A 14,086-nucleotide genomic window follows, 5' to 3' on the forward strand; every position below is an offset into this window, starting at 1 on the left:
CGTGGGGTTCATCGTCATCTACGACGCCAACGTCCTCTATCCCGGCAGTCTGCGCGACCTGCTGATCCGCGTCGCGCAGGCTGGTCTCGTCCAGGCGAAGTGGACGGATCGGATCCTCGACGAGACCTTCCGCAACCTCAAGCTGAACCGGCCCGACCTGGATCCGGTCAAGCTGGACCGCACGCGGGAACTGATGAACAAGGCGATCCGCGATGTGCTGGTCATGAACTACGAGCCGCTCATCGAGATCGTCGACCTGCCAGACGCCGACGACAGGCACGTTCTCGCCGCAGCGATCAAGGCTCACGCCCAACTGATTGTCACGGACAACACCAAAGACTTTCCGGAGCCGGCGTTGGCCTCCTGGAACGTCGAGGCGAAGAGTGCTGACGACTTCGTACTGGACCTCATCGACCTGAACCGGTCGACGGTCTACGCACAGGTGCAGCGAATGGCGGACGCCCCGGCAGAGACCTCCAGAAACCGTGGAGGACGTGCTCTGTTCACTGGAGCACGTCGGTCTCCTCAGCAGCGTCGCGGCGCTGCGACGCTGACCGGACCGGGCGGGGGAGGAGGAAGCGGTCGTAGGTGGTGAAGTTGGTGAAGCCTATTCGGTGGTAGACGGGGGCGCCTAGTTCGGTGGCTTGGAGTATGACGGTTTCGGCGCCGTGGTCGAAGGCCAGGCGAGCTACAGCGGTGGTGACGAGGGTGCCTAGGCCTCGGTTGCGGGTGGTGGGGGTGGTGGCTACCCAGTAGATGCCTGCGGTGGGTCCGGTGCGGATGAGCATTGCGCAGGACGCGGGTGTGCCGTTCACTCGCGCGAGTACGGCGGTCACGTTTGGGGCCAGCAATGCATCTGGGGAAGCGAAGTGGTCGACCGCTTCGGCGGGTCGGCCGGCGTTGGCGAATACGTCGCGGTGTACTGCGGCGAAGGCTTCGGAGTCGGCGCAATCGGTCACCCGGATCAACTCGACGTCGGCGGGTACGGCGGGCGCCGGTGGCGGTGTGCGTAGGGCCATGCCTGGTGCGGTGGACCGGAGTTCGAACCCGCTGGCACGGGCCTCCTTGGCCAGGTCCTGGTCTCGATGGGTGGCGACCCACAGCACGATGTCGCGATCATGCGCCGCCCCGAACGCACGGGCTTCGTCGAGGACTTGGCCGGGAGCGGTGTCGGGACTCACTCGCAACGCCGTGTTGTGGAACGCCCCCGCGAAGTCGGTCCTGGATGCCACCAGCAGAGTGCCCGCGCGTCGAGTCGCCACGGCTCCATCGCCGTACCGACCGAAGTGCTCGACCGCGGTCTCGACATTACGGTCCCCAACCGCACAGAGGTCGTCGCCCCCAACAGGATCCACAGCAGCACACATGATTCGGGACACTAGCTGAGCGGCCCCGGGGCGGGAACTCGGTCGCCCCCGGCATGTGCCGGTGGGAGTCTTTGGGGGGAATCTGAGCCCGACGCGTCAGCGACAGCCCGGCGGCCCGGCTGGATGAAGAGTGTGGCCCGCAAGCCGGGCAGCCGGCCGCGGCTTGCGGGCGTGCCGGCTAGGGGGTGGGAATGGCGCCTAGTTGGCGGAGCTGGGAGAGAGTGTCCACCACGCCCCAGGTCTTGTTGATTCGGCCGGATGCGACGCGGAAGATCATGATTTCCTTGTAGGAGATGCGTTTCCCGGTCGGTGCGATGCCCATGAATTCGCCCTCGTGAGTTCCGGTGACGGTATTGCGGCAGACGAGTTTGTCGCCTTCTGCGATCACGTCCTCGACGTGAACGTCGAGGTCGGGGAATGCGTGCAGGAGCAGGGACCAGACCTTCTTCACGGCCTCGACGCCGGTGGTGTCGATCGGCAGGGGAGTGCCGAGTTCGACATCCGGGTCGAAGAGTTCGTCGATGGTCTTGGCGACGAAGTCGGGATCGGCGCTGTTCATCGCTTCGTGCAGCCGGGCGAAGATGGCCTTGGTTGTTTCCGTGGTTGCTGACATGGAGTTCTCCTGGATGGTCATTTCTGCAGGACTGCCTGGATCTCGAGGGTGATCGACACCTTGTCGCCGACCACGACACCGCCGCCGTCCATCGGGATGGTGTTGGTCATGCCGAAGTCGCGCCGGTTGATCTGCGCGGTCGCCGAGAAGCCGGCCCGCTGTCCGCCGAACGGATCCGCGGTGAAGCCGTTCACTTCCACGGCGAGCGGCACGGGACGGGTCACGCCGTGCACCGTCAGTTCGCCGTCGATGATCCAGTCGCCGGACGTACGGATGCCGGTGGAGCGGTACGTCATCGTCGGGTACTTCTCGACCTCGAGGTAGTCCGCGGTCCGAAGGTGGTTGTCCCGCGGTTCGTACCCGGTCTCCAGAGACGCCAGGTCGATCGTCGCGGTGACCGACGAGTCCCGCGGATCCTCGCCGGTGACGATCGTGACGTCGTACGCCGTGAACCGGCCGCGGACCTTGGTGACCATCAGGTGGCGGGCGGAGAAGGCGATCTCGGAATGTGCCGGGTCGGCTGTCCAGGTGCCGGGCAGATAGCCCGGGATGAGTTCGTGTGCAGAAAGTTGGTCGCTCATACCCAGGTGACGAACAGACGATCGCCCTGGGGACAGCCCGGATCAGAGTTGTTCGAGCTGCCGCGCCAGGAACCGTCGTTCCGGTGTCGTCGTGGCCAGGTCGAGCGCTCGCCGGTACGACGCTTTGGCCTCTGCGTCGCGGTGGAGACGCCGAAGCAACTCGCCCCGGGTCGAGTGGAAGTAGAGGTAACCGTCCAGCTCAAGACGGTCGACAGTGCGCAGCGCCGCAGCCGGGTGGCCGGCCTGAGCCACCGCAACGGCGTAGTTGAGCTCGACTACCAAGGAGCCGGTGAGTTCGACCAGGCGCCGATACAGGCCGGCGACCTGGGGCCAGTCGATCTGTTCCCGCGTCTGGAGGGATGCGATCGCGGCCTGGACGACGTACGCACCGCGGCCGCCCAACGCGATCGCTCGATCGAGTACGGCGCGTCCCGCCGCGAGTTGGCGCTTGTCCCAGAGCGAGCGGTCCTGATCGTCGAGCAGTACGAGATCCTCGCCGGAGAAGCGGGCTCGGCGCCTGGCGTGGTGGATCATCATCAGCGCGAGCAGCCCGTGAACCTCGGGCTCATCCGGCATCAGCGCGGTCAGCACCTGCCCCAGGCTGATGGCTTCGGCGCCCAGGTCGACGCGGCCGCTGTAGCCCTCGTTGTAGATCAGGTAGATGACGGCCAGCACGGCGTCGAGGCGGTCCGGCAGCAGGTGTGCGGCGGGGACCGCGAACGGGATGCCGGTCGCCGTGATCTTGTTCTTCGCTCGGGTCAGGCGCCGCTTCATGGTCTCCTCGGAGACCAGGAACGCCCGGGCGATGTCGGCGGTTTGCAGGCCGCCGAGGGCACGCAACGTGAGCGCGACCTGGCCTTCGAGAGGCAGGGCCGGGTGGCAGCAGGTGAAGATCAGCTCGAGGCGTTCGTCCTTGATCACGGTGTCGTCGAACTCGTCCATGACGGCCTCGGGTACGGGTAGCAGGTGGATCTTCTCGGCCAGGGTGCGTTCCCGGCGGATCCGGTCGATCGCGCGATTGCGTGCCGTGGTCGTCAGCCAGGCTGCGGGACTGGACGGCGTACCTTCCGTCGGCCAGCGGCGCGCCGCGATGACGAACGCCTCCTGGACGGCCTCCTCGGCCTTGTCGAAGTCACCGAGGAACCCGACCAACGACGCCAGCACGCGGCTCCACTGCTCGCGGAACACGTCCTCGAGCGTGCTCAACGGCGTACCACCGGCCGGATCTCTACACCGCCGCCGAGTCGGGCGGCGGGGATCCGGGACGCGAGCTCGATCGCATCGTCCAGATTGGCCGCCTCGATCACGCAGAATCCGCCGAGCACCTCCTTGGTGTCCGCGAACGGGCCGTCGGTCGTGAGCGTCCGCCCACCGGCCACCCGCACATTCGTCGCCGTCGCGGCCGGCGCCAGTTGTGCCATGTCGAGGAAGCGGGAGTCATGGGCCAATTCGGAGTACTCCGCGTGCACCTCGTCCGGCGGCGCCGCGTCGTACTCAGCCTCGTTGTAGACAATCAGGGCGTACTGCATCACAACCTCCAGGCAGTCGTCTGTCACCCCCCTGACGAACGAACGCCCAGAAATGGGACACGCCCTAGTACACGAGTTCGGAACGGGCCTGCATGAGAGCGAACCCGAGGAGGTTGAGCCCACGCCACGCCGCGGGATCGAACCCCCGGATCTTCCGCCCCAGCGCCTTCGCGGCCCCCGGGCTCGGCGCCGCCAGGATCTTCGCCAGCGTCTCGGCATCCGAACAGCCGAGCCTTCTCAGCCATCATGTAGTGCTCCGCGCTCGCGTAACTGACCCCGTCAACACCGAACCGAGCAGGCCACCACTGACTCAAACACCCAGCCCCAACGCTGCCGTCCCGCTGCCCCCAGAAGAACAGAAACTTAACCCGCTGTCCCGTCCCCATCAGGTGCTGGAGCTCCTCACGACTGCTGACCACCGAACCAGCGTCGCAGTTTTCAGCTGAGGTGACCACTAGGTTTCAGCTGCACTGCAGGACCAGCCAAACCTTGTCCCACTCGCGGTCGCGAAGGTCCTGATCCCTGATCCAGTAATAGAGCCGCCCGACGTCGCCCCACATCATCCCGAGGTCCTCGGCGGAATCGACCTGCAGCAGCAGCCGCCACTCCGAGGAGGCCGGTAGGAGCTTTTGCGCGCGTGCAGATTCTGTGTACGTCGAATCTCCGCAGTAGATGCCGTTGCTGGCCAGCTGGCACTCGTGCTGCATGTCGCCCTGCACCGGCTCAGGGTGGCCGAGGAGCCGGTGGATCAAAGAATCGCTGTCGCCGAACACGTCGGCGTACCCGTCCGCCGCGCGCCCGATGCCAAGTTCCTCGACGGCGAAGGACTCCCAGGGCGGGATCGTCCACTCGATCTCGGGTCGAAGGGTGGTGGCTTCGTAGCGACCCGTGGGCTCCAGGTCGGGTGGGAAGTCGCGGATCGCGGACGGTGTGGTGGGAGGTGTGTAGATCACGCGCCAGTGGTCGGCGTCGGTCGGGTCGAAGCCCCAGGCTGCCTGTTCGACGCCGTCATAGAAGAAGGACAACAGGCCGGATGCCGGAAGCGGCCCGTCGTCCAGCGTCGGCAGCTCAGAGCAGTCGACCTGTGCGATGAAGCTGAGCGGTCGCCCATCGGTGACCGGCCACGGCGTCTCTTCGGGAAGCTCGGGCTTCCCACCGAGTTGGGTGCGTCTGCCATCCGTCTGGTCGGGAAGGAGCCGGACGCTGTGCCGACACATGGCAAGCAGTCTGTCGGTGTACTCCGAGAGGCCGAGTTGCCGCAGCCGCTGCACGAACTCATCCGGCGTAGTAGGTGGGTGCGTCCAGTTCGTAGTCGTCACGGCGGCAACTTCTCACATCCTCGGGCTAGCCGAGTTCGTCGTGGAGGAGGTCGAGGTGGGAGAGGAGGGTCAGGGCTGTTTGGTGGCGGGCCTCGGCGTAGGACTTCAGGGAGGGGGTTACTGCGGTTGGGTCGGTCAGGGGTTCGGCCAGGGGGTAGGTGGAGGCGAGGGTGTAGGCGCAGCCGATGGCGATTGTGGAGGTGAGGTCGTCTGGGTGGGCGGCGGGGTGTTCGTCTTGGTAGGCGGCGAGGAGGTCGGGGAGGCCGGTGATCCATTGGTCGCCCAGGAGGATGGTTCTGGGGTCGCAGCCGATGCGGGCGATTTCCCAGGAGACATAGCGCGGGGTCGGCGGCATGAAGTCGATCACGGCGGCTACGGTGTCGCCGCGCAGCAGCAGGTTCGGCGAGGCCAGGTCGCCGTGGACGATCTGCTCGGTGAGTTTGGGAAGGCGTGCCAGGATCGCGTCGACCTTGTGTAGTAGTCCCCGCCGTTGTTTGGCGGCATCCAACGCCCATGCCTCGAACGAGCTGAGTGTTTCGCGTCGGCTGTACTCCGTGATCAGCCAGTCGAACCGAGCGCGAGTCCGGTCCGCGTCCTTCAGCCCGGACGCAGGGCGCATCTTCGGCGCGGCCGCAGGGTGATCGGCGAGGCGGCGGTGCAGCCGGCCGAGTACGGCTCCGACGGCCTGCCACCGGTCGCCGGTGAGTCCGCCTTCAGCGGTCTCGGCATCGGCGACGTACTCCCAGAGGGACATCGGCCCGGCGTCGTCGATCAGCTTTCCTGCACGAGTACGACGTACGCCCGGCACCGGCACGCCTCCGGCTCGGGCGAACTCGGCCAGCTCCACCGCGGCCAGTTCGTGCTGCAGGACTGTGCGGTCGCGATAGACCTTGGCGAACCACTGATCACCCTCGTCATCGGTGACGTGGAAGTTCAACGTCGCCGTCCCCGCGGCGATCTTGGTGATCTCGGCCGGCTGGATGCCATAGGCAACGACCAACGCGTCGGCCACCATTCGCTCATCCGTGACTGCCGACGGCTCGCGCATGCGCACCACTCTCTCACGCGGCCGCCGGTAGGCTGCGGCATGAGAGAAAGTGACATACGCATGCTGGACTGGGCGGCCGCAGCGGTCGGCTCGGGCGCCAGGATTGTCGACGTACAAGCTCTCCACGATGACCAAGGTCCGTGGCGGCGAGCATCGAACACCGCGGTCGTACGGCGGACTTAGTGCTGCGAGCGCCGACTCCCGGATCGACGCATTCCTCCAGGACGCGTTGACGCGGCTGGAGTGTTAAGGCTTCAGTGTCCGAACGCCCAGGCGGCCATCAGCGGGAATTCGTCCCGCCAGAACGGGTCGCCGTGCCCTCCGGCCCGCTCGGTCATGACGACGTCGGCCTTTGCATCGCGCAGGGCGTCCGCCCAGCGGGCCGCGTTCTCCTGGAAGAACGGCTCTTCTGTGCCGGCGACGAGGTACGTGCGCGGCAGTGAGGACTGCATGTCGCCGGGCGGCTTGTAGCCGCCGCCGGGCGACGCGCTGAAGATCGCGCCGTAGATGTCGGGATGGCGAAGTCCGATGGCGAGTGCCAGTTCGCCACTGGCCGAGACTCCGAAGACCGCCGTACGTTCGGCAGGCAGGGCGACGTCGAAGCGTGACTTCGCCCAGTCGCGGAGGTCCTCGACGAAGAACTTCTCGTGCGCGCCGAAGCGTCGCGCGTCGAAACCCGGTGAGTACTCGTAGAGCCGCTCCATCTCGTCATCCAGGCGGTGTGCGGCGACGATCATCGTCGGCGGTACGTCGGCTGCCTCGTTGAGGAACGCGCCCCACTGCGAGATCAGTTGACCGTCGCCGGCGTACACGATCGCCTGGGGCGTTTGGGATGGGACGTACGCCGTGGCCTGCCGGCCACCGTCGTACGCGAACGTCTCGGTGACGAGCTCTTCCGGCATCGTGCGCCTCCTCGTTGGTAGCGGCTCTCAGCCAACCTAATCGTTTGGGAGACCACAGCGTGGCTACGATCGTCCGGTGACTCGCCGACGCCCGCCTGCTGATGCTGACGAACGCACGATGCTCACTGGGTGGCTGGATGTGCAGCGTGCCACGGTCCGGCTGAAGTGCGAGGGCCTGACCGACGAGCAGGCTCAACTCGTCCTGCTGCCGTCGTCGCCGCGGATGACCGTGAAGACGCTGATCGCGCACCTGCGCAACGTTGAGCAGGGATGGTTCGAGGCCAGCTTCCTGGGCGCGCGTGAGTTGGCTGCCAAAGATCCTTTCGAGCTACCGCAACCGCCCGACGCCTCACTCGACGAACTGCTGGACGAGTACGACAAGCAGTGCGCCCGATCCCGCGAGATCGTCGCCGCCCACGACCTCGACGAGCTGGAGGCGTGGGCACCCGAAGGCCTGGATGTCGTGTCACTCCGGTGGATCATCACCCACCTCCTCGAAGAAACCGCCCGCCACCTGGGCCACCTAGACGCCCTCCGAGAACTAACCGACGGCACCACCGGCTACTAACAGGTGGGTGAAGCGCGTCGCGGCGTGTGCTCAGTACACCTCGATGCGGTCGAGGCTGATGATTGTGCTGCCGGAGGCTGGGTTCTTGTCGCCGGTGACTCGGACCTTCAGGGTGTGGGGGCCGGCGGGGAGGGTTGGGGTGGTGTAGATGAGTTGTTCGCCGACGCGGATCGAGCTGTAGTAGTCGATCCGTTGTTCCGGTCCTCCATCGACGGAGATCGCGGCGATTCCGTTGCCGGTGTCGACGACGCTCAGGAGGGCAGCCTTGGTGCCGGTGAAGCGGATGGTGGCGGATGCGTCCCGTTGGCCGCTCCAGTGGTCGTTGCCCCAGAAGCATTGGTTGCCACACCCAGACCCAGAGTTCCACGCACCGGCGTACTCAACCTGATTGAGCCCAGTCCCGGTGTCGAAGTCATTGATCCAGTAATTCGACGACCCCGGATCACCCGACGGCAACGTCTGAGTAGCACCAGCAGCCAGCGGCCGCCCAAGGTTCGGCGTCCCATCGGCGTTCCAACCGATCTTCTGTACGCGCGTGGTCCGGAAGGAATACGTGTAGGTGCTGGTGTTCTTCCCGTGGTACGCGATCCAGTCCTGCGTCCCGTCCGGCGACTTGAAGAACGAATGATGACCCGGACCCCAAACTCCGGTCTCGTCGTTCCGGGAGAAGATCGGCCCCGCGTGCTGCACCCAGTTCGACGCGACCATCGGGTCTGCGCCGTTCGCGATGCTCTTCATCCACAGCTGGTAGTCCGGCTTCCCGGTATCGCAAGTCGAGTACGTGAGGAAGATCCGCGAGGCGCCGTACAGCGGAGTCGGTCCCTCCCGCACCTCGCTGCACCCGCCGTCGGCCGGGATCGCCACTCGCGCGCCGGTGGACGTCCACGGGTTGCTCATCCGGACGATGTAGAGCTGTGCCGGCCCACCCTGACCGCGACCAGGCCCGGTCCAGACGAAGTACTGCTGCCCGTTCACCGTGATCGGCTCGCCGTCGATCGCGTACTCGCCGAAGTCCGCGATCTTCGCCTTGAAGTTGTAGGGCCCGAGCGGATCATCACCGGTGGACTCGAGCACATACATCCGGTGGTTCGCGTCGACCCCGTCGGACGCCGTGTAGTAGATGTACCAGCGCCCGCCGACATGCCGGAACGCCGGCGCCCACATCTGCGTGTTGCGGCTGGTGTCGGAGTCCCGCCACACCACCTGCTCCGGCTGGACGAGCAGCGTCGCCAGGCTCGGCGACGACCAGATTCCGATCCGGTCGCCGCGCGTGGTCGCGACGTAGTACTTGCCGTTGTAGAACATCAGCGACGGATCCGCCGACGGGTTCACCGGATTCCGGAAGTTCTGTGACGCCACCAGGCTCTCCTGTCGTTCGGCGGCTGGAGCGGTGGTGGCCAGGCTGCCGGTCAGCAGGACGGCGAGCATGGTGCAGAGGACGGGGCGGAGGAACCTCATGTCACACCTCTTCCAAGTGGACCTGTCGGTAGTTGTAGGCCGCCTCTACCAACGTTGTAAACCCTTCCCACCAGGATCGAATCCCACCCACCGGAACCGGCCGACCGGAGCAGGCGTCGTACCCGGCATGAAGCTGAAGGTTCGGGTCGTGCACTACCGATGTCAGGGGCGCGACTGCTGGTACGCCGACATCGACGACGCCGACGACCGGCAGCCGGACGACCCGTTCTGGTTCGCCGACGGCTGCCGCACCCAGGCGGAGGCGATCACGGCCGCGTGCACCCAGCTCGCGGTCCTCGACCAAGCAGTTGCCGCGGGCACGCACCCGCGCCGGATCAGTGAGACCCAGTCCCGAACCGCAGCCGCCTAGGGCATGAGGTCAAGGCTCGGCAACTACTCGGCCGCATCTCTGGCCGGGCCCACGTCTACGCCGCGTTCCGCGCCTACAAGTACGTCACGTTCGTCGATCGCCAGTCCTGGAAGCAGATCGCGGCCATCGGATCGACCGCCTCGCCGACCTGTAACACGCGACCGACTCGCCTACCTGTAACACTCCGTCACCGTGACTGGATGTAACCCCCGAGGGGGGAACTCACCATGTCAACATTCAATTCACCGCCGGGTTGGCCGGCACCACCGGCACCGGACTGGCAACCACCACCCGGCTGGCAGCCGGACCCGGCCTGGCCGCCCGCACCGCCGGGATGGAGTTTCTGGCTGAACGCGCGCGGGCTGCGCTCCCGTGGTCCGAACGGCCGGTACGGCGCCGAGCCGCCGGTGAAACTGGTCGCGGGGTGGGTGGCCGGTGGGGTCGCGTTCCTCGTCATCCTGGCCGCGATCGGCGGAAGCAACGGCGCTTCGTCGAGTGCCGCTCCGACGGTGCCCCGCACCACCGTGACGGCGACCGTGACGGCGCCTGTGGCAGGGCCGACCGCGACGGCGACTGTCACCGTGCAGCAGACCGTTCCCGGGCCGACGGCAACGGTCACGCTGCCGCCGCTGCCGGCGACGACCGTGACGGCGAAGGCGCCGAAGGCAACAGTCAGTGCTCCGGCGCCGTTGGTGCGGTCGACCCAGACCGCCAAGCCGAAGAGGACCACAGCACCACCCGCCGACGTGTACTACGCGAACTGCTCGGCGGTCCGGGCCGCGGGCAAAGCGCCCTTGTACACCGGGGATCCTGGCTATGCGTCGCATCTCGACCGCGATCACGACGGCGTCGCGTGCGAGTGATCACGCCGCGTTGCCTGTGGATAACCGGGGGTGGCTGTGGACAAGGCAACGATCGCGGGTGCTGATGCACGTGCAGTCCGGCTGGTGAGCGGATGGTTGCCTGCGCTCCGCAGCGGGTGATCTCATGGGTGACTGTGCGCCGAAAACTTTACGAAAACTTAGTCGTAACCACCGGCGCGCCAGGTCGTTGATCAGTCAGACAGTTTGTGAGCAAGGGATCGCTGGGGTCCACCGCGCTGGGGAACTGGGAAGGACCGCCCGTGCACCGATTCAATCCACCACCTGAGTGGCCTGAGCCGCCGAGTGACACCTGGCGTCCGCCGCCGGGCTGGGAGCCGGACCCGGAGTGGCCGGACGCGCCGGCCGGCTGGGGTTTCTGGCTCAACCGCAGCGGCCGTCCGTCCCGCGGCCCGATCGGCGCCTACGGAGCCATCGACGCCGGCCGCCTCGAGCTGGCCACCGCCGACCCGGCCCTCGTCCTGATGCACTCCTGACAGCTCGCTCAAGCGACCTCCTGCAGCCGGCTGGAGGAACGGCTCCCGCATGCTTCCCAGATGCGGGAGCCGCGGTGCGTTCCGCGTGAGATGTGGCCAGGATCGGACGGAGGGCTGGCGTTCTCTTATCGTCTTCTGATGTTATGTTATCAGCGTAGATAACACTCAGTTCGGGAGGCGGCACGTGGCAGGACCGGCCTGGATCGGCGTCGACCTCGGCACGCAGAGCGTGCGCGCAGTACTGGCCGACTCCGACGGTACTGTCCTGGCCCGCGCGGCCCGGCCACTGACCAGCCATCGCGACGGTGTCCGGCACGAGCAGGACCCGCAGAGCTGGCTCGACGCGGTCGACTCCAGCATCGCCGAAGTCGCTCCGCATGCGGCCCAGTTGGCCGGCATCGCAATCTGTTCCACCTCCGGCACAGTCCTCCTGACCGACCGTTCCGGCCGCCCGGTGACGCCCGCTCTGATGTACGACGACGCCCGCGCGGCCGACCGTCGCGTCCAGATCCTGGACGCCGACCCGGAGCGCTGGTCGACCTCGATGCAGCCCACGTGGGCGCTCCCGAAGATCCTCTCGCTGGTCGCTGACGGTTACGACCTCGCCGACCATCACATCGTCCACAGCGCCGACTTCGTCGCAGCCCACCTGGTCGGTCACCCGGTCGCCACCGACACGAGCCATGCCCTCAAGACCGGCTACGACCTCGTCGCCGACACCTGGCCGACCGCAGCCTTCGACAAACTCGGCCTGCCCCTCTCCGCCTTCCCCGAGGTCGTCCTTCCGGGCTCCGAACTCGGCCGCACTCCGGCGGGCGTTCCCGTGTATGCCGGTATGACTGACGGCTGCGCTGCCCAGATCGCCGCCGGTGCCCTCGCCCCCGGCGCCTGGAACTCAGTCCTTGGTACGACGCTCGTCCTCAAGGGCGTCAGCAAAGACCTCCTCGGCGACCCCACCGGCGCGGTCTACAGCCACCGCCATCCGGACGGCGGCTGGCTCCCCGGTGGCGCATCGAGCACCGGCGCCGGCGTACTGACCGAGTTGCTGCCCGGCGAAGATCTCGACGCCTTCGACCGGGCCGCTCGTGAGCTAGGGCCGATCGATGCGGTCATCTACCCGCTGACCAAGACCGGTGAGCGGTTCCCGTTCGTCGCACCGCAGGCCGAGCGGTTCACCCTCGGCGACGCCTCCGGCAAGCTGCGGACGTACGCCGCCGTCCTCCAGGGCGTGGCCTTCATCGAACGACTCGCCTTCGAGCACCTGGTCGGCCTCGGTGCCGACCCCGTCCGTTCCGTCTCTCTCACCGGCGGCGCCATCCGCAGCGGCTACTGGAACCAGCTTCGCGCCGACGTCCTCGGCGTGCCCGTCGAACTCCCGGCGGCCCCGGACCCGGCGTACGGGATGGCGGTGCTGGCGGCCTCGGCCGGCGGCTCGCTGACCGAAACCGCCGGCCGGATGGTCCGGGTCGAGCGCGTCCTCGAGCCGCGACCGCAACCGCTCGACAAGTTGTACGGCGAATTCGTCGCCGAGCTGGACTGGCGGGGGTACCGCGGATGAGGACCACGATCGTCCTGGCCCGGCACGGCCGGACCGAATGGCACCACGGCAACCGCTACACCGGGTCGACGGACCTTCCGATCGACGAGGTCGGCATACAGCAGGCGCGGCTGCTCAAGGAGTGGGCGGAGGGCTACGCACCGGACGCGCTGTGGTCGTCTCCGATGCTGCGCGCCCGGCAGACGATCGCGCCGCTCGCCGAGGCCCTCGGCCTCGAGCCGACCGTGGACGCGCGGCTGCGCGAGGTCGACTTCGGTTCCGCCGAGGGCAAGATGCTGAGCGAACTTCCGCCCGTCGTCGCCAAGGCGTTCGAGCTGGACCCGGTCAAGGATCACTTCCCGGGTGGTGAGGATCCGGCCGAGGCGGCCGACCGGGTGCACGAGGTCTTCCATCAGATCGGTAAGCAGCACGAAGGCGGCAGGGTGCTGGTGCTGGCGCACAACACGCTCATCCGGCTGCTGGTGTGCCGGGTGCTCGGACTGCCGTTGAGCGAGTACCGCAGACTGCTACCTGCGCTCGGTCCCGCGGCGCTGGTGCGTTTCCGCTGGCAGGACGGCACAGTGGGTCTCGAGGCGTACAACGTTCCCGCTGTCCGAATGGAGACCCTGGCATGACATCCGATGTCGACGGTGACACCACCGAACTGAGTCGTCCCGCCCGCCGGCAGGCCGAGATCGCGGCGTACGTCGTGAAGCACGGCTCGGTCTCGGCCAACGACCTGGTCGAGGCGTTCGGGGTGAGCGTGATGACGGTGCACCGCGACCTGGACGAGCTCGAGCGGCAGGGCGTCGTGCGCAAGTACCGCGGCGGCGTCAGCGCGCAGCCGACCAGTGTCTTCGAGAGCAACGTCGCGTACCGGCTGAACACCGCGACCGCCGAGAAGGCCGCGCTGGCCCGGCACGCCCGCGCGATGATCGAGCCCGGGATGTCGGTGATGCTCGACGACTCGACCAGCGCGCTGGCCCTGGTCGACCTGTTCGAGGACATCACTCCGTTGACCGTGGCAACGAACTTCCTGCCCGCGATCAGCAAGCTGACCGAGTTGCGCGACATCACCCTGCTTGCACTCGGCGGCCTGTACTCCGCGACCCACGACTCGTTCGGCGGGATGCCGTGCGCGGAGGCGGTCGAGGCGCTGCACACCGACCTGCTGTTCTGCTCGGTGTCGGCGGTGTCGGCGACACACGCGTTCCACCAGGAGGAGGAGATCGTCCTGGTGAAGCGAGCGATGCTGCGATCGGCCAAGACCAAGGTCCTGCTGGTCGACCACGGCAAGCTCCAGCGCACCGCCCTGCACCGCCTCGCCCCACTCACCGACTTCGACGTCGTAGTCGTCGACGAGAAGACCCCAGAGGATTTGATCAAGCCACTACGCGACAACGGAGCGACCGTGGAGGTCGCCAAGCTCTAGGAGGG

General features: G+C 67.2%; 19 protein-coding genes. 9 read left to right on the top strand and 10 right to left on the bottom strand.

Annotated elements, in window-relative coordinates:
* The first annotated feature begins 1 nt into the window (after position 1).
* Positions 2 to 595: a PIN domain-containing protein gene (locus tag E0H73_RS22285; RefSeq protein ID WP_202867507.1), complete on the top strand. Its 594-nt coding sequence runs from the start codon at positions 2 to 4 to the stop codon at positions 593 to 595.
* Here E0H73_RS22285 and E0H73_RS22290 read toward each other — a convergent pair.
* The 8 genes from E0H73_RS22290 to E0H73_RS22325 all read right to left on the bottom strand — a co-directional run bounded on the left by E0H73_RS22290 (position 504) and on the right by E0H73_RS22325 (position 6,457).
* Entirely contained in the window at positions 504 to 1,262 is a 759-nt protein-coding gene (locus E0H73_RS22290) for a GNAT family N-acetyltransferase (protein WP_165555778.1), read from the bottom strand. The genes E0H73_RS22285 and E0H73_RS22290 overlap by 92 nt on opposite strands.
* Positions 1,263 to 1,545: 283 nt before the next feature.
* On the bottom strand, positions 1,546 to 2,001 hold the full coding sequence (locus E0H73_RS22295; RefSeq protein WP_238164167.1) for an ester cyclase: 456 nt from the start codon (positions 1,999 to 2,001) through the stop codon (positions 1,546 to 1,548).
* Positions 1,998 to 2,561: a YceI family protein gene (locus E0H73_RS22300; protein WP_131359656.1), complete on the bottom strand. Its 564-nt coding sequence runs from the start codon at positions 2,559 to 2,561 to the stop codon at positions 1,998 to 2,000. The genes E0H73_RS22295 and E0H73_RS22300 overlap by 4 nt, the downstream gene beginning before the upstream one ends.
* A gap of 42 nt (positions 2,562 to 2,603) precedes the next feature.
* The gene (locus E0H73_RS22305) at positions 2,604 to 3,767 is read right to left on the bottom strand and encodes an RNA polymerase sigma factor (RefSeq protein WP_238164168.1); all 1,164 of its coding nucleotides are present in this window, start codon (positions 3,765 to 3,767) and stop codon (positions 2,604 to 2,606) included.
* Positions 3,764 to 4,090 carry a YciI family protein gene (locus tag E0H73_RS22310; protein ID WP_131359658.1) on the bottom strand — a complete coding sequence of 109 codons (327 nt, stop codon included), beginning with the start codon at positions 4,088 to 4,090 and terminating at the stop codon, positions 3,764 to 3,766. Before E0H73_RS22310 ends, E0H73_RS22305 begins: the two co-directional genes overlap by 4 nt.
* Positions 4,091 to 4,113: 23 nt before the next feature.
* Positions 4,114 to 4,476, bottom strand: a complete 363-nt coding sequence (locus E0H73_RS48420) for an NADAR family protein (RefSeq protein WP_420323431.1) — start codon at positions 4,474 to 4,476, stop codon at positions 4,114 to 4,116.
* Between the two features lie 75 nt (positions 4,477 to 4,551).
* Positions 4,552 to 5,409 (bottom strand): YwqG family protein, encoded by an 858-nt coding sequence (locus E0H73_RS22320; RefSeq protein WP_131359660.1) that lies wholly within the window; start codon positions 5,407 to 5,409, stop codon positions 4,552 to 4,554.
* Positions 5,410 to 5,434: 25 nt separating this feature from the next.
* Positions 5,435 to 6,457: a phosphotransferase enzyme family protein gene (locus E0H73_RS22325; RefSeq protein ID WP_202867509.1), complete on the bottom strand. Its 1,023-nt coding sequence runs from the start codon at positions 6,455 to 6,457 to the stop codon at positions 5,435 to 5,437.
* 127 nt (positions 6,458 to 6,584) lie between these two features.
* Between E0H73_RS22325 and E0H73_RS47985 the strand changes: the two genes are divergently transcribed.
* Positions 6,585 to 6,707, top strand: coding sequence for a hypothetical protein (locus tag E0H73_RS47985; protein ID WP_272949144.1), 123 nt, complete (start codon positions 6,585 to 6,587; stop codon positions 6,705 to 6,707).
* Positions 6,708 to 6,711: 4 nt separating this feature from the next.
* On the opposite strand, the gene E0H73_RS22330 is transcribed toward E0H73_RS47985, so the two are convergent.
* Positions 6,712 to 7,359 (bottom strand): alpha/beta hydrolase, encoded by a 648-nt coding sequence (locus E0H73_RS22330; protein WP_131359662.1) that lies wholly within the window; start codon positions 7,357 to 7,359, stop codon positions 6,712 to 6,714.
* A 76-nt stretch (positions 7,360 to 7,435) separates the two neighbouring features.
* Between E0H73_RS22330 and E0H73_RS22335 the strand changes: the two genes are divergently transcribed.
* Complete coding sequence (locus E0H73_RS22335; RefSeq protein ID WP_337590327.1) at positions 7,436 to 7,927, top strand: DinB family protein; 492 nt, start codon at positions 7,436 to 7,438, stop codon at positions 7,925 to 7,927.
* Between the two features lie 30 nt (positions 7,928 to 7,957).
* Here the strand turns inward: E0H73_RS22335 and E0H73_RS22340 are convergent, their stop codons facing one another.
* The gene (locus E0H73_RS22340; RefSeq protein ID WP_131359664.1) at positions 7,958 to 9,385 is read right to left on the bottom strand and encodes a family 43 glycosylhydrolase; all 1,428 of its coding nucleotides are present in this window, start codon (positions 9,383 to 9,385) and stop codon (positions 7,958 to 7,960) included.
* A gap of 127 nt (positions 9,386 to 9,512) precedes the next feature.
* Here E0H73_RS22340 and E0H73_RS22345 point away from each other — a divergent pair, with 127 nt between their 5' ends.
* The 6 genes from E0H73_RS22345 (at position 9,513) to E0H73_RS22370 (ending at position 14,081) form a co-directional block, all read left to right on the top strand.
* The gene (locus E0H73_RS22345; RefSeq protein ID WP_131359666.1) at positions 9,513 to 9,755 is read left to right on the top strand and encodes a hypothetical protein; all 243 of its coding nucleotides are present in this window, start codon (positions 9,513 to 9,515) and stop codon (positions 9,753 to 9,755) included.
* A 227-nt stretch (positions 9,756 to 9,982) separates the two neighbouring features.
* Entirely contained in the window at positions 9,983 to 10,618 is a 636-nt protein-coding gene (locus E0H73_RS22350) for an excalibur calcium-binding domain-containing protein (protein ID WP_131359668.1), read from the top strand.
* A 260-nt stretch (positions 10,619 to 10,878) separates the two neighbouring features.
* Positions 10,879 to 11,112 (top strand): hypothetical protein, encoded by a 234-nt coding sequence (locus E0H73_RS46620; protein ID WP_202867510.1) that lies wholly within the window; start codon positions 10,879 to 10,881, stop codon positions 11,110 to 11,112.
* A gap of 184 nt (positions 11,113 to 11,296) precedes the next feature.
* A complete protein-coding gene (locus E0H73_RS22360; RefSeq protein WP_131359670.1) occupies positions 11,297 to 12,670 on the top strand; it encodes an FGGY-family carbohydrate kinase in 1,374 nt (457 codons plus the stop codon).
* On the top strand, positions 12,667 to 13,284 hold the full coding sequence (locus E0H73_RS22365; protein WP_131359672.1) for a histidine phosphatase family protein: 618 nt from the start codon (positions 12,667 to 12,669) through the stop codon (positions 13,282 to 13,284). The genes E0H73_RS22360 and E0H73_RS22365 overlap by 4 nt, the downstream gene beginning before the upstream one ends.
* On the top strand, positions 13,281 to 14,081 hold the full coding sequence (locus E0H73_RS22370) for a DeoR/GlpR family DNA-binding transcription regulator (RefSeq protein ID WP_131359674.1): 801 nt from the start codon (positions 13,281 to 13,283) through the stop codon (positions 14,079 to 14,081). The genes E0H73_RS22365 and E0H73_RS22370 overlap by 4 nt, the downstream gene beginning before the upstream one ends.
* Positions 14,082 to 14,086: the final 5 nt, after the last annotated feature.

The sequence above is a fragment of the Kribbella pittospori genome, from assembly GCF_004331465.1.
Taxonomy (GTDB): domain Bacteria; phylum Actinomycetota; class Actinomycetes; order Propionibacteriales; family Kribbellaceae; genus Kribbella; species Kribbella pittospori.

What these genes read in the sequence shown, in the direction of transcription:
- E0H73_RS22325 (WP_202867509.1), bottom strand. Translation starts at nt 6,457, where the DNA reads ATGCGCGAGCCGTCGGCAGTCACGGATGAGCGAATGGTGGCCGACGCG.
- E0H73_RS22300 (WP_131359656.1), bottom strand. Translation starts at nt 2,561, where the DNA reads ATGAGCGACCAACTTTCTGCACACGAACTCATCCCGGGCTATCTGCCC.
- E0H73_RS47985 (WP_272949144.1), top strand. Translation starts at nt 6,585, where the DNA reads ATGACCAAGGTCCGTGGCGGCGAGCATCGAACACCGCGGTCGTACGGC.
- E0H73_RS22370 (WP_131359674.1), top strand. Translation starts at nt 13,281, where the DNA reads ATGACATCCGATGTCGACGGTGACACCACCGAACTGAGTCGTCCCGCC.
- E0H73_RS22295 (WP_238164167.1), bottom strand. Translation starts at nt 2,001, where the DNA reads ATGACCATCCAGGAGAACTCCATGTCAGCAACCACGGAAACAACCAAG.
- E0H73_RS48420 (WP_420323431.1), bottom strand. Translation starts at nt 4,476, where the DNA reads ATGGGGACGGGACAGCGGGTTAAGTTTCTGTTCTTCTGGGGGCAGCGG.
- E0H73_RS22345 (WP_131359666.1), top strand. Translation starts at nt 9,513, where the DNA reads ATGAAGCTGAAGGTTCGGGTCGTGCACTACCGATGTCAGGGGCGCGAC.
- E0H73_RS22340 (WP_131359664.1), bottom strand. Translation starts at nt 9,385, where the DNA reads ATGAGGTTCCTCCGCCCCGTCCTCTGCACCATGCTCGCCGTCCTGCTG.
- E0H73_RS22330 (WP_131359662.1), bottom strand. Translation starts at nt 7,359, where the DNA reads ATGCCGGAAGAGCTCGTCACCGAGACGTTCGCGTACGACGGTGGCCGG.
- E0H73_RS22365 (WP_131359672.1), top strand. Translation starts at nt 12,667, where the DNA reads ATGAGGACCACGATCGTCCTGGCCCGGCACGGCCGGACCGAATGGCAC.
- E0H73_RS22350 (WP_131359668.1), top strand. Translation starts at nt 9,983, where the DNA reads ATGTCAACATTCAATTCACCGCCGGGTTGGCCGGCACCACCGGCACCG.
- E0H73_RS22310 (WP_131359658.1), bottom strand. Translation starts at nt 4,090, where the DNA reads ATGCAGTACGCCCTGATTGTCTACAACGAGGCTGAGTACGACGCGGCG.